We start from the raw sequence: 13,199 nt of genomic DNA, 5'->3' as shown, positions 1-13,199 counted from the left end.
TAAGTCGTTGAACTTTGGGGAGACTGAGGTACACAAAGCTTTGGGAAGTCACTCCAAAACCTCTAGCACTATTGTCTTTATTGACTCAGGGGTTGATGATTATCAGAGTTTAGTTAATGGTACGGTACCGGAAGCTGAGGTGATTGTCCTGGACTCTACACAGGATGGCGTTGAAGAAATTACCAAGGCTCTGCAACGACGCACTGATATTACTGCTATTCACATCGTTTCTCATGGTTCACCAGGGTGTTTGTATTTAGGAAATAGCCAACTTAGTCTAGATACTCTAAATCACTATGGTGGACAACTAAAGACCTGGATTGCTTCAACTTCTCTTACTCAGGAAGGCAAGTTCACTTCTATTCCTATCCTTCTCTACGGTTGCAATGTTGCTGCTGGGGATGCGGGTATTGAGTTTGTGGAAAAGCTACACTACCTAACTGGGGCGGAAATTGCTGCTTCTACAAAGCCCACTGGTTCTGGGGCACTGGGAGGAGACTGGGAACTAGAAATAACCACCAGTAATGTTGAAGTCCCGTTGGCATTTCAGGCAGCAGCACGAGCAGCTTATGGCTCAGTTTTAGCTAAAGGACAGTGGATCGCCCAGGGACCGAGTCCGGCAGAGAATGGGCAAGTTGAGAATGTTCAGCCTAATAATGAGGTGGCTGGGGCAATTCATACGGTGCTTGCTCACCCTGATGATGCCAATATCCTTTATATCGGAGCCGTAAATGGCGGGATTTGGAAAACAACGAATGCAACGGACAGCAGCCCTAACTGGACACTGCTGACGGATGACTTGCCAGGGAATTCCATTGGCGCAATGGAATTTGATCCGAGTGATCCAACCAATCAAACCATTATTGCTGGCATAGGTCGTTTCAGTTCTTTCGGACGTGGGGGGCCTTTAACTGGTTTGTTAAAGACCACTGACGGAGGAAATACCTGGATTCAACTAGGAACGGCTGATAACCTGGATAACGATCGTGACGGTATGGTTGATGAAGCCGATGAAACTCTGCTGTCAGGACGAAATATTTCAGGTGTGGCCTCTCGCGGGAACACCCTCTTAGTCAGTGCTAATAATTTGTTTGGTGGTACTCAAGGGGGTGTTTACCGCAGCACTGACAATGGTGCAAGCTGGGAATTCAGATCAGGCACCAATGGACTTGATGCCGGAGCTGCCTTTGATCTAGTGGGTGACCCAACTAACAACCAGCGTTTCTACGTATCGGTTCAGGGCAACGGTATTTTTCGCTCAGATGATGGTGGAGCTAATTGGATTAACCTGTCTGATCAGGATGCAAATCTAGATCGGGTCATCACTGGGGTAGGTAATAATAACACAGAGATGGCGGTCGCAAGCAATGGTCGCCTATACACTGCTGTTCTCACCAATGGGCAACCCTCTTATATCGGATTTACAGACAATCCAACGGCACCCAACCCAACTTGGACTCAAATGGACTTGCCACGGACCCCAGAACTAGTTGGAGGAAACCCGACAAATGTGGGTCTCAACCCCACACAAAAACCAGGAGGTCAAGGATTTCTACATTTCTCGATTCTTGCCGATCCTGACAATCAGAATGTTGTCTATATCGGTGGTGATCGGCAAGGAGCACCTCGAGGGCAGAACACAACTTTCCCAACCTTTGTAGGGGCACGAACTGCTTCTGGGCGACTGTTCCGTGGTGATACGACAGTTGATCCAACCAATGAGTCTCCTTCCCCTCAGTGGGAACATTTGACCCACAGCAACCTTATTACAGCCATTCCCAATGGCGGAACGAAAAGTAGTAGCGCGCCCCATGCCGATTCCCGCGAAATGACCTTCGATGCCAATGGCGACATCATTGAAGTGGATGATGGAGGAATCTACCGCCGCACCAATCCACAAGACAACACTGGGGATTGGTTTTCCCTCAATGGCAATTTGCAAGTTACTGAGATCCACGATATTGCTTACGATACCGTTTCCAACATTATCATCAGCGGAAACCAGGATACAGGCACAACACAACAAAATAACCCTGATTCAGTGGTCTGGGACAGCGTGTCTAAGGCTGATGGCGGCGATGTCGCAGTTTCGATTGATCCTAATAACGATCAGCAATCGGTGCGATACTCAAGCAATCAAAGTCTGTTTTTTTTCAGACGTCGGGTCTATGATGCAAATAACAACCTAATCAGCGAGACTTTTCCTAATCGCAATGGTTTCATTCAAGAAGATACACAATTTCTCACACCAGTAGTAGTCAATGAAGTTGATCCCAACCGTATTGCTATTGGTGGACGCACTCGCGTCTACGAATCGTTTGACCAGGGTGATAACGTCAGTATTGTGAACACGGCTGGCGGCGGTAGTGTGGGAGTTAACAGCAGTGATGGCGATCCAATTGTCTATGGTGGTCGTCGGAATGGGCAAGATAATCCAGACGTACTTTATGTCGGATCTAAATCTAGCATATTTGCCCGCACCACATCAGGCGGGATATTAGCGAACACCAACTATTTCGGTGAAACAGTTCGAGACATCGTACTCGATAGCGACGACTGGATGACTGCCTTTGCCATTGATGATGACCAAGTATTTCAAACCACCGATGCAAATAACTGGATGGATATCACGGGCAACCTGCAAACATTCGCCACCAGCTTAAATTTAGAAGCGGCGGATTTGAATTTGCGATCAATTGAGTTTATTTCCGGTCCTACGGTAGATGGGATTGTAGTGGGCAGCAATATAGGCATCTTTTCAGCAACTAGCAGCAGTAATTTCACCGATTGGTTAAAACTAGGAACCGATTTACCTAATGTTCCTGTTTGGGATCTTGACTACGATCCCAGCGATGACCTACTGGTAGCTGGCACTCTGGGGCGTGGGGCATGGACTCTCTCAGATGCGAGTTCTATACTTCTTGTGGGTATCACGGAAATTGGCACCCCAAACAATGATAAACTCACTGGTACTTCACGGAACGACACCCTCAAGGGTCTTAACAGTCAAGATACCCTCCAAGGACTGGCTGGTGACGACCTCCTTGACGGTGGCGATGGTGATGATCAATTGTTTGGAGACGAGGGTAATGACACCCTCTTAGGCGGTCAAGGTCAAGATAAACTCTTCGGCGGTAGCGGTGAGGACCTACTCAATGGTGGTCAAGGAGATAACATCCTGACTGGTGGCGCTGGAAAAGATACCTTTGTCTTGTCCACAGCAGGCAAGAACACTATTGTTGACTTTGAAGATGGTCTAGATTTGTTGCAATTAGAGGGAGGTCTAACCTTTGGGTCACTTTCTATCTTTGAGCAAAATGGTGACACTTGGATCACAACTCAAAATAATCAACCGTTAGCTTTCTTGACTGGTGTGGACGTCAATCTGATTACGGCTGAGGATTTTGTTGTTGTGTAATCTAGCGTAAGCTATCAGCTAATGCGCTACGGGCACGCTACTTGAGGTGCTATCAGCTAATGGGTGGCACAGGCTAGAAGCCTGTGCCACGCTACTTGATGTGCTTATGGGCATAGGATAAGCTACACCAAACAGCTTTTGAATAAGCGACTGCATCAAGACAACAGGTAAGCAAAAGTTTAATCTGAGTTACGGAATGCTGACCGCTGACCGCTGACCGCTGAATGCTGACATATCAACCATGATCAAAAAAACTGCAAATACGCTCTTTCCCAGAATAAACATTAAACCGTTTTCCCCGCAGAAATCCGACTAGAGTAATCCCAAACTCTCTGGCTAGGGTTACCGCTAGACTGCTGGGAGCAGATACTGCGCAAACAATAGGTACCCTAGCCATCAGACATTTTTGTAGAATCTCAAAACTAGAGCGCCCACTTACCATCACAATGCGATCGCTTAAAGGCAGTTGATTAGTTAATAACGCTGAACCCACCAATTTATCCACAGCATTGTGACGTCCTACATCTTCTTGTAACGAGAGTAATTCTCCTTGGGAATTAAACAACCCAGCAGCATGGATTCCCCCAGTTGTGGAAAACACTGATTGAGCTGAACGCAGCTGTTCCGAGAGGCTGTAAATCACTTCAGTGCTGACTTCCATCGCATCAGACATCACTGGACACCCTCGCAACCGTAGTGCCTCAAGACTGGCTTTTCCACAAATTCCACAGGCGCTGGTGGTAAAAAAGTGGCGTTCCAGGGGCTGTAAATCTGGAGTAAGTTCCTGCCTCAGGGCCACATTGACAATGTTATAGTGCTGCTCACCATCTCGATTAGAATCCACACAGTAGCTAATCCGTTGAATATCATCCCGATGCTTGACAATTCCTTCACTATAGAGGAACCCTGCTGCTAGTTCAAAATCTGCCCCTGGGGTGCGCATCGTCACCGCAACGGTTTTCTGGGGAGAGGTCAGGCGAATTTCCAAGGGTTCCTCTGTTGCCAGTTGATCTAAACGCGATCGCACTTGGCTGTTTTCCACTACCCAGACTTGGGATTTAGTTTTGCTACGGTGCTGATTCATAGTTTATACTCAGAGCTTGCACCAAGTTTAGAATTTATCTGTAAAGGTAGGGAACAGGGAACAGGGAACAGGGAGTAGGGAGTAGGGAGTATAACTGGATTACTATTCCTTAAAATTAAAAATATACCTCACCGATTTGAGAAATACTATAGATTTATATAACTTTTTATGGCATTCCTAAACTAAGCGATCGCTATGCTATCAACAAACACAAAAATTTCTAGCAACCAACCCTTTAACCCTCAGTTTATTGACACCAATAAACCGTTATATTTACTCCAACATTTCATCCTCAGCATTTCCTTAAATTAAGTAATTTATTAGATAGTAATCCGTAGAGTAATTGTGATAATTTTTGTTCCCTGTTCCCTGTTCCCTGTTCCCTATTCCCTATTCCCTATTCCCTATTCCCTATTCCCTGCTCCCTGCTCCCTGCTCCCTAAAATCCAGAAATTGTTTACCTCATAGCTATGATAATTGCTATAAGTTTATGGTAACGTAATCAAGTCCCCAGATTTTAACGTTACTCCAAACTCATGCTGCGTCAACCAAAAAAACGCTGGACTCCTTCCCACTGGGCAAACTGGAAACCATTCGGTATTGGTGAACAATACCCGAACAATTATTGGGAAGTCTTCAGAGCAGCTTGGGAAAACCGAGACCAGTTATCCTATGCTTGGGATATTTTAAATCAGGGAGTGTGCGACGGTTGCGCCCTTGGCACTACTGGTATGAAAGACTGGACTGTTGATGGGGTCCATGTCTGTAATGTCCGGCTGCGGTTGTTGCGGATGAATACCATGCCAGCATTTGACCCCCAAATCTTAGCAGATGTCTCCCAGCTTCAGAGGAAAAAAAGTATCCAACTGCGGGATTTGGGACGGCTTCCTTACCCCATGATGCGGCAACGAGGGCAGAAAGGATTCCGTCGAATTAGCTGGGATAAAGCACTTGAATTAATCAGCGATTCCCTACGGAATAGTTTCCCTTCACCCATCGATACCACCACTAACCGATTCAGCGTTTATCTAACCAGTAGAGGTACAGTAAATGAAACCTACTACGCTGCCCAAAAAGCAGTGCGGGCAATCGGGACTAATAATATAGATAATGCTGCTCGCATCTGCCATTCTCCCAGTACCGCTGGACTTAAAGGCGGATTAGGGGTAGCAGCTACTACCTGTTCTTATAAAGATTGGATTGGCACAGATTTATTAGTATTCATTGGCTCTAACGTTGCCAACAATCAGCCAGTTACAGTTAAGTATCTCCACTGGGCTAAGAAGGCTGGTACCAAAATCGTGGTAATTAACACTTACCAAGAACCAGGTATGGAACGCTATTGGGTGCCTTCGATACCAGAAAGTGCCTTATTTGGTACTAAATTTGCCGAAGACTTCTTTTTAATCAACATGGGTGGGGATATGGCATTCCTCAATGGCACCCTTAAAGAAATGATTGCCAACCATTGGGTAGACTTATCCTTCATCAAAAATCATACGAGTAATTTTGAGCAATTAAAAGCAACCCTGGCTAACCAATCCTGGGAAGAACTAGAACAGCTTTCTGGTACTTCCCGTGAATATATGTATGCCTTTGCCAAGATGCTAGCTGAAGCTGATAAAGCTGTGTTTGTCTGGAGCATGGGTATTACCCAGCATCAGTGTGGCGAAGATAATGTGCGAGCCATCATTAACCTAGCCTTAGCCAAAGGGTTTGTTGGTCGAGAAGGCTGTGGGTTAATGCCGATTCGGGGTCACTCTGGGGTGCAAGGAGGAGCAGAAATGGGATGCTATGCCACGGTTTTTCCTGGTGGTAAGCCCATTACTCCAGAAAATGCTGCCAAGCTCAGCCAACAATGGCAGTTTGAGGTTCCCACCACCAAAGGATTAACAGCAGCGGAAATGATTGATGCTGCCCATTCAGGGGAGTTGGATACACTGTTTTCCGTCGGAGGCAATTTCCTGGAGGTGTTGCCAGAACCAGATTATATCAAAGAGGCACTACAGCGAATCCCTCTGAGAGTCCATATGGATATTGTCCTCTCCAGTCAAATGTTAGTAGAACCTGGGGAAACCGTAGTCTTGTTACCAGCCACGACTCGCTACGAAATCCCAGGGGGAGTAACTGAAACCAGTACCGAGAGACGGGTGATTTTCAGTCCAGAAATTCCTGGCCCTCGGATTGGGGAAGCCCGTCCCGAGTGGGAAGTGTTTATGGAACTAGCACAGCGAGTGCGTCCCGATTTAGCAGATAAATTACACTTTGATAGCACAGCCGCGATTCGGGCAGAAATTGCCCAGGTTATCCCCCAGTATGCTGGTATCCAACATCTGAAGGAAGCCGGTGATCAATTCCAGTATGGCGGTTCCCATCTTTGCTTTGGCTGGAATTTCCCCACACCGGATGGTTTAGCCCATTTTTCCCCTTTATCTCCACCGAAGCGAGAACTGCCAGACGGTCATTTCCTAGTAGCCACCAGACGAGGTAAACAATTTAACAGCATGGTGCAAGAACAGAAAGATGCCATTACTGGGGCAAAGCGAAAGGCCGTGCTGATGAGTCGGGTGGATGCTAAAAAACTGGGATTAAACCATGGCGATGCCGTAATTCTGAGGAATCAACAGGGTCAATTCCAAGGACACATCCATATCGCACCGATTACACCAGGAAATTTACAGGTACATTGGCCTGAGGGAAATGTGCTATTGGATAAAGGTAAGCGATCGCCTGAAGTGGATATTCCAGACTACAATGCTTTGGTTCGACTGGAGAAGATTTAAGGAGATAGTATCGAGGTAAGCATACAGCCGTCAGCTGTCAGCCGTGAGCTAAAAGCTCACGCTACGCGAACAGCTGAATGCTTAGTAATTAGTAATTGGTAAGTTACAAGTTACCAAGTTGCAAGTTATCAAGTTACAAGTTATCAAGTTACAAGTTTAACGTTACAAGTTTCACGTTATCAAGTTTCACTTGATCAAGTTTCACGTTACAAGTTTGAATAGGGATCCGTGTAGGAATTGTAATAATTGTTGTTCCCTACTCCCTACTCCCTACTCCCTACTCCCTACTCCCTACTCCCTACTCACTACTCCCTACTCCCTACTCCCTACGCCCTACTCCCTACTCCCTACTCCCTACTCCCTACTCCCTACTCCCTACTCCCTGTTCCCTTTGCTATATAAGTAGTCAACCGGAAATGATATTAGTCAGCAACATATCGCCATCCTTGAGGTTCATATTCCCGTTGAATTCGCACCATCCAGCTACCTTGGGGAAGCTCAATTCGCTGATGCTCTTCGTGAGTTAAGGTTGCTGTTTCTGAGAGAACTTGTAAATAAAGGATGCCATTTTTTTCGTATAACTGAGCAACACCGTCACTGATGCGATGAGAATGTCCAGTTACTTCCCCTTCTGCTAGGGTTAGGTGAGGTAACTGTTGTCCATTAATTTGCTCTACAGGAAGTAAAATAACGTCCCCTTGTCGAATAGGTTGCATAGGTTATTTTTTGATTAGTTGTGAGTTTGATTAGTTGTTAGTTTGATTAATTGTTATCTAGTTATCGATTAGTTGGGAAAGGTCATATATCATGTCGGGATAATTACCCTTAATAAAAATCTCCCCCATCTCCCCATATTCCCCTCCTGGGAGGGGGTTAGGGGTGGGTCCCCATCTCCCTATCTCCCTATCTCCCCACACTTCCCACACTTCCCAACCTCCCTCTAATTATGGGTATTCAACCTGACTTGATAATAAGGGTTCTTCTTCCCTTTACTATAGCATTTATCCTAGTAATGATGTACAGTCAATTGGCTTATGCCTACTCCCTATTGCCTACTCCCTATTGCCTAAAACCTAGGACAAAGTACTTGATAAGTATGAAAAATTATAGGTTTTATAAACGAGTTGTGAAAATTCCGAAACCCAAAATCCTTGTGAGTACGGGTATCCTGCCCCCGTGAAATTTCACAACCTATTTAGAATTGCTATAGACAATCAAAACTCAAAAGTGGTCAATTAACGATTAACAATTAACCTAAGCATTCAGCGGTCAGCGGTCAGCGGTCAGCCGTTGGCCGTTGGCCACGCTATGGGCATAAACTTTTCCCGTAGCGTGGCCACAAGCCTTCAGCCGTCAGCCGTCAGCCTTCAGCCGTCAGCCGTCAGCCTTCAGCCGTCAGCCTTCAGCCGTCAGCCTTCAGCCGTCAGCCGTCAGCCGTCAGCCGTCAGCCGTCAGCCGTCAGCCTTCAGCCTTCAGCCTTCAGCCGTCAGCCTTCAGCTGTTGACTGAAAGCTAATAACTGATAGCTGAAAGCTAATAACTGATAGCTGATAGCTGATAACTGATAGCTGATAACTGATAGCTGATAACTGATAGCTGAATACTTACGCTGATAGCACCTCAAGTAGCGTGCGCGTAGCGCATTAGCTGATAGCTGAATGCTTACCAATTAACGATTAACAAACCGCTATATAATTAACTTTTGTAAATTGTTTTAATTAAACTTGATATAAATTAATAATTTGTTACAATTTTAGGTATTTATAGTCTATATTAGAACTAATATGACACGCCAGCAATTGAAATCGAACCTGCCAACAAAAATTTGCCCTGTTTGTCAACGTTCCTTTACATGGCGCAAAAAATGGCAAGATTGTTGGGAGGAAGTCAAATATTGCTCAGAGCGCTGTCGCAGACGGAAATCTGGCGTGAAGCAGAGATGAGGTATCAAGGATAACCAGGGCTAGTTCCAAAGGTTTCGTCAGTGAACTTTTTGTGTTTTGTATATTTTCATACTTGACACACCAGACTCTCATAATTCACACTATGTGTTCTAATCCTTAATATTTTCTTCAGTATTGTGTATGTTTATGAAGACGGTGTGTCCCAAAGTCATTATCCACGGTGGTGCTGGTAGTTCTATAAAAGGCAAAGGAGGGGCTGATGCGATTCGCAAGTCCCTCCACTCAATTATTGAGGAGATTTATGCCTTGTTAGCGAACGGTAGTAGTGCGACTGATGCTGTGGTCCGAGGCTGCCAACTGTTAGAAGATGACCCGCGCTTTAATGCTGGAACCGGTTCAGTGTTGCAATCAGATGGGCAAATCCGGATGAGTGCGTCCCTGATGGAAGGTCAATCTCAGCGCTTCAGCGGTGTGATTAATGTGTCGCGAGTGCAGCATCCGATTCAGCTGGCAGAAGCGTTGCAAGGCTCCGATGACCGCGTGCTGTCGGACTATGGAGCTGCAGAATTGTTACGAGACCTGCAACTCCCGGTTTACAATCCTATGACGAAGCTGCGGTTACAAGAGTGGCTTCAAGAAAGGCAGGCCAATTTTAGCCATAAGATGGCGGGAGTGATTGCTGAGGACGAATTGGTGACCAGCTCTGAAGCTCGAAGGGGAACCATTGGTGTGGTTGTACTAGATAGCCGGGGTCATCTGGCAGCAGGGACCTCTACTGGTGGTAAGGGTTTTGAACGGATTGGTCGCGTCAGTGACTCGGCAATGCCAGCAGGAAATTACGCTACTGGTGATGCAGCAGTGAGCTGCACCGGTATCGGGGAAGACATTATGGAAGAGTGTCTAGCAGCACGGATTGTGGTGCGAGTCACTGATGGTTTATCCCTGGTGAATGCCATGGAGCGTTCATTTAAGGAAGCTCGGAAGAATCAGCGAGATTTTGCCGCTATCGCTCTAGATGCTAATGGTGCGATCGCATGGGGCAAAACTAGCGAAGTGCTGCTAGCAGCTTATCATACTGGGGAAAAGATTGTGGATACGTTGAATATGACTAAGGATGTGGAATTTTTGTCGATTTAAGTCGATTTAAATGTATCTGAACAATTACGCATACAGGATGCTGAAATCTTGATAGTCATTAGTAATGGCTTTTCGGTACCTGTTAGACTAAGCTGTTAACTTTAGTGGCCTCAAACTGCTATTGTGTATAGCTTTGATATTTTGATAATTGATTTTTTATACTAAATAGTATCTCAATGGCTAAAAGCGTTGCCTAGCAATACTTTGAGCCATTTTTTCTGAGAATTAGCCTTGTGGTCAACCCCTCAGCTCCTACTCCCTACTCCCTACTCCCTACTCCCTACTCCCTACTCCCTACTCCCTTGTGGGATTTCCAAATTCCATAGAGCATCAATCCCACTACCCACATAGTCTGAGGATTGGTGCAGCTCAATCCATTGTGCAAGAGCACTGGACACATAACTAGATGGTTTACCTAACTCAGCTAAGGTCTCAGCTGCTGAGGCCCGTACACCAGACTCTTCATCTTTGAGGCACCCCAGCAAAGCAGTGATCACAACTTGAGAAGAATTACCCAACTGGCTTAAGGCATTAATAGTGGCACAACGTACATCAGAATCTTGATCCTCTAGCTGGGGTAGTAGGGCACTGACAACTGTTTCAGAAAGGTTCCCTAACTGACCATTACCAAAAATTATGTATGGGTTTAAAGCCCCGTCCTTCTAGGACGGCTTTTCTGAGATATGTCCTGATAGTTTTCGCTAAATGTGGTACTCTAAAAGAGTAACGGAAAGGGTCGATATCCGATGATCATATTAGAGTTTAAAGCTAAAGGCAAAAAGTCCCAGTATCAAGCCATTGATGAAGCTATCCGGACAGTTAGATTTATCCGAAACTCTTGCATTCGTCTATGGATGGATAATAAAGGGACGGGAAAATACGACCTTAGCAAATATTGCAAAATATTAGCTAAACAGTTCCCATTTGCTAATGAATTAAACTCTACCGCTCGACAAGCTGCTGCTGAAAGAGCATGGTCATCGATTGGCCGTTTCTATGACAACTGCAAGAAGAAGGTACCTGGTAAAAAGGGTTTTCCTAAATTCCAAAAACGTGGCAGGTCAGTCGAATACAAACAATCAGGCTGGAAATTATCCCCTGATAAAAAGTCAATCACCTTCACTGACAAGAAAGGAATTGGGAAACTCAAGCTCAAAGGTACATGGGACTTGTGGCGCGAGACCGCGAAGCAAATCAAGAGGGTTAGGATAGTCCGTCGAGCCGATGGATACTATGTCCAGTTCTGTGTTTCAGTTGACATAGCGGAAGAACTGGAGCCAACTGGGAGCGCTATTGGATTAGACGTCGGACTAAAGGACTTCTATACTGATTCCGTTGGGAACGCTGAACCTAACCCCCGGTTTTATCGGACTGGAGAAAAGCGTCTAAAATTTTATCAACGTCGGGTTTCCCGAAAAAAGAAAGGCTCTGCTAACCGTAAGAAAGCTATTAATAAACTAGGTAGAACACACCTCAAAATAAGTAGGCAGCGTGAGGAACATGCCAAGAGACTGGCACGTTGCGTAATCCGGTCTAACGATCTGGTCGCTTATGAAGATTTGAGGGTCAAAAATCTGGTCAAAAACCATTGTCTTGCCAAGTCAATTAATGATGCAGGTTGGTATCAGTTTCGGAAATGGATGGAACAGTTTGGTATTAAGTTCGGGAAGGTAACTGTTGCAGTTAATCCTGCTTATACTAGCCAAAATTGTTCTAGGTGCGGTGAAGTAGTGAAAAAGTCTTTATCGACTAGAACCCATGTATGTAAGTGTGGTTGCAGGCTTGATAGAGATTATAATGCTGCAATCAACATCCTAAAAAGAGCCTTAAGTACTGTGGGGCACACAGGAACTTGGATCCTAGATCCGAACGCTTTGGGAGATTTGGCCTCTACTCTTCCTGGCTCTGGCCTGGTTGAGCAAGTCGAGTCTGTGAACAAAGAATCCCCGCGTCTTTAGACCGGGGAGTGTCAACTAACTGACCTAAAGCAGTAGCAGCGGCACAACGGAGATCAGAATCTTGATCTTTGAGGGATGTGACTAAAGCACTGACTACAGCTTGAGTAGGCTGGTCTAATTTACCCAACACTGAAGCACTCAAGCAACGAACACGAGAATTTTGATCGTTTAGCCTTGTCAATAACGCACTCACAACGGTTTTACCACGCTGCTTCAATTTGCCCAATGCCCAGATACTGGAGTAACGAACACGAGAATTTTTATCGTTTAACCGCATCAACAAGCTATTCACGACTGGCTCAGAAACCTGACCCAATTCACCTAATGCTAAAGCTGCTTCAGAACGAACGGTAGCATCGTCATCTTTTAGCCAGCTCAGCAGTTTATTTACTAAGCTTTCTGAAGTATTGTCTAATCTGAGAATAGTACTTAGTGATGAGTTTTGAGGATTTTTTGGAAGACTAGTGTAATCGAAAGTAGTGAGATAATAGTCAGGAGAGTCTAATTTATTTAAACTATCACTAGTTAATCTATCACTAGTTAATATCTCACTGGCCTGGTGACGCACGGTATTATTATTATCCTCTAGCCCTGCCAAAAAGGTTTTAATGACTGTCGGGTTTTGCCCTAATTGGTTTTGCCCTAATTGGTTTTGCCCTAATTCCACTTGGCTTTCCTGGGATTGTGTATCTTTCTGAGAGTTTGCTCTATCTTTCAATAGTTGTAAAAGGTCAAGTTTAATCTCAGTCTGATTCAAGTCGGATAGGATTTGAAAGACCTGCTGATGAATTTGGTAACCAACTCGCCGTGAATCACTGGCTGCTAGGGTAACTAATGCTGCTAAAATTTCTTGCAGTAGGGAATTATCTGCTATCTTCAAGGGTTGAGGATTTTCGCTAATGCAAGTGGCAGCAAA

12 protein-coding genes are annotated in these 13,199 nt (G+C 45.3%); 8 read left to right on the top strand and 4 right to left on the bottom strand.

The features are described 5' to 3' along the window. The first annotated feature begins 40 nt into the window (after positions 1 to 40). Entirely contained in the window at positions 41 to 3,418 is a 3,378-nt protein-coding gene (locus BJP37_RS29130) for a DUF4347 domain-containing protein (protein ID WP_269087084.1), read from the top strand. A gap of 235 nt (positions 3,419 to 3,653) precedes the next feature. On the opposite strand, the gene fdhD is transcribed toward BJP37_RS29130, so the two are convergent. Next, the gene (fdhD, locus tag BJP37_RS29125; RefSeq protein ID WP_075904086.1) at positions 3,654 to 4,502 is read right to left on the bottom strand and encodes a formate dehydrogenase accessory sulfurtransferase FdhD; all 849 of its coding nucleotides are present in this window, start codon (positions 4,500 to 4,502) and stop codon (positions 3,654 to 3,656) included. A gap of 345 nt (positions 4,503 to 4,847) precedes the next feature. Between fdhD and BJP37_RS44025 the strand changes: the two genes are divergently transcribed. The 3 genes from BJP37_RS44025 (at position 4,848) to BJP37_RS40245 (ending at position 7,687) form a co-directional block, all read left to right on the top strand. Further along, positions 4,848 to 4,970: a hypothetical protein gene (locus BJP37_RS44025; RefSeq protein ID WP_269087083.1), complete on the top strand. Its 123-nt coding sequence runs from the start codon at positions 4,848 to 4,850 to the stop codon at positions 4,968 to 4,970. A 68-nt stretch (positions 4,971 to 5,038) separates the two neighbouring features. Next, the gene (locus tag BJP37_RS29120; protein ID WP_075904084.1) at positions 5,039 to 7,285 is read left to right on the top strand and encodes an FdhF/YdeP family oxidoreductase; all 2,247 of its coding nucleotides are present in this window, start codon (positions 5,039 to 5,041) and stop codon (positions 7,283 to 7,285) included. Between the two features lie 246 nt (positions 7,286 to 7,531). Then, the gene (locus BJP37_RS40245; RefSeq protein ID WP_158069817.1) at positions 7,532 to 7,687 is read left to right on the top strand and encodes a hypothetical protein; all 156 of its coding nucleotides are present in this window, start codon (positions 7,532 to 7,534) and stop codon (positions 7,685 to 7,687) included. 20 nt (positions 7,688 to 7,707) lie between these two features. Here the strand turns inward: BJP37_RS40245 and BJP37_RS29115 are convergent, their stop codons facing one another. Beyond that, positions 7,708 to 8,001 carry a DUF8820 family protein gene (locus BJP37_RS29115; RefSeq protein ID WP_075904082.1) on the bottom strand — a complete coding sequence of 98 codons (294 nt, stop codon included), beginning with the start codon at positions 7,999 to 8,001 and terminating at the stop codon, positions 7,708 to 7,710. A 574-nt stretch (positions 8,002 to 8,575) separates the two neighbouring features. Between BJP37_RS29115 and BJP37_RS37730 the strand changes: the two genes are divergently transcribed. The 3 genes from BJP37_RS37730 to BJP37_RS29100 all read left to right on the top strand — a co-directional run bounded on the left by BJP37_RS37730 (position 8,576) and on the right by BJP37_RS29100 (position 10,325). Further along, complete coding sequence (locus tag BJP37_RS37730) at positions 8,576 to 8,800, top strand: hypothetical protein (protein ID WP_158069816.1); 225 nt, start codon at positions 8,576 to 8,578, stop codon at positions 8,798 to 8,800. Between the two features lie 268 nt (positions 8,801 to 9,068). After that, positions 9,069 to 9,227 carry a DUF2256 domain-containing protein gene (locus BJP37_RS29105; protein ID WP_075904077.1) on the top strand — a complete coding sequence of 53 codons (159 nt, stop codon included), beginning with the start codon at positions 9,069 to 9,071 and terminating at the stop codon, positions 9,225 to 9,227. A gap of 147 nt (positions 9,228 to 9,374) precedes the next feature. Further along, entirely contained in the window at positions 9,375 to 10,325 is a 951-nt protein-coding gene (locus BJP37_RS29100) for an isoaspartyl peptidase/L-asparaginase (protein ID WP_075904075.1), read from the top strand. 287 nt (positions 10,326 to 10,612) lie between these two features. On the opposite strand, the gene BJP37_RS44735 is transcribed toward BJP37_RS29100, so the two are convergent. After that, the gene (locus tag BJP37_RS44735; protein WP_293054801.1) at positions 10,613 to 10,960 is read right to left on the bottom strand and encodes a HEAT repeat domain-containing protein; all 348 of its coding nucleotides are present in this window, start codon (positions 10,958 to 10,960) and stop codon (positions 10,613 to 10,615) included. Positions 10,961 to 11,071: 111 nt separating this feature from the next. Between BJP37_RS44735 and BJP37_RS29090 the strand changes: the two genes are divergently transcribed. Continuing rightward, complete coding sequence (locus tag BJP37_RS29090; protein ID WP_075904071.1) at positions 11,072 to 12,283, top strand: RNA-guided endonuclease InsQ/TnpB family protein; 1,212 nt, start codon at positions 11,072 to 11,074, stop codon at positions 12,281 to 12,283. Here BJP37_RS29090 and BJP37_RS29085 read toward each other — a convergent pair. Continuing rightward, the gene (locus BJP37_RS29085; RefSeq protein WP_075904068.1) at positions 12,216 to 13,163 is read right to left on the bottom strand and encodes a HEAT repeat domain-containing protein; all 948 of its coding nucleotides are present in this window, start codon (positions 13,161 to 13,163) and stop codon (positions 12,216 to 12,218) included. The genes BJP37_RS29090 and BJP37_RS29085 overlap by 68 nt on opposite strands. Between the last annotated feature and the right edge of the window lie 36 nt (positions 13,164 to 13,199).

The organism is Moorena bouillonii PNG (genome assembly GCF_001942495.1).
Classification (GTDB): Bacteria; Cyanobacteriota; Cyanobacteriia; order Cyanobacteriales; family Coleofasciculaceae; genus Moorena; species Moorena bouillonii.
This window is presented reverse-complemented; position numbering and strand designations above follow the sequence as displayed.

Coding starts and splice junctions, on each gene's coding strand:
- BJP37_RS29105 (WP_075904077.1), top strand. CDS start 9,069: ATGACACGCCAGCAATTGAAATCGAACCTGCCAACAAAAATTTGCCCT.
- BJP37_RS29090 (WP_075904071.1), top strand. CDS start 11,072: ATGATCATATTAGAGTTTAAAGCTAAAGGCAAAAAGTCCCAGTATCAA.
- fdhD (WP_075904086.1), bottom strand. CDS start 4,502: ATGAATCAGCACCGTAGCAAAACTAAATCCCAAGTCTGGGTAGTGGAA.
- BJP37_RS29120 (WP_075904084.1), top strand. CDS start 5,039: ATGCTGCGTCAACCAAAAAAACGCTGGACTCCTTCCCACTGGGCAAAC.
- BJP37_RS29115 (WP_075904082.1), bottom strand. CDS start 8,001: ATGCAACCTATTCGACAAGGGGACGTTATTTTACTTCCTGTAGAGCAA.
- BJP37_RS29100 (WP_075904075.1), top strand. CDS start 9,375: ATGAAGACGGTGTGTCCCAAAGTCATTATCCACGGTGGTGCTGGTAGT.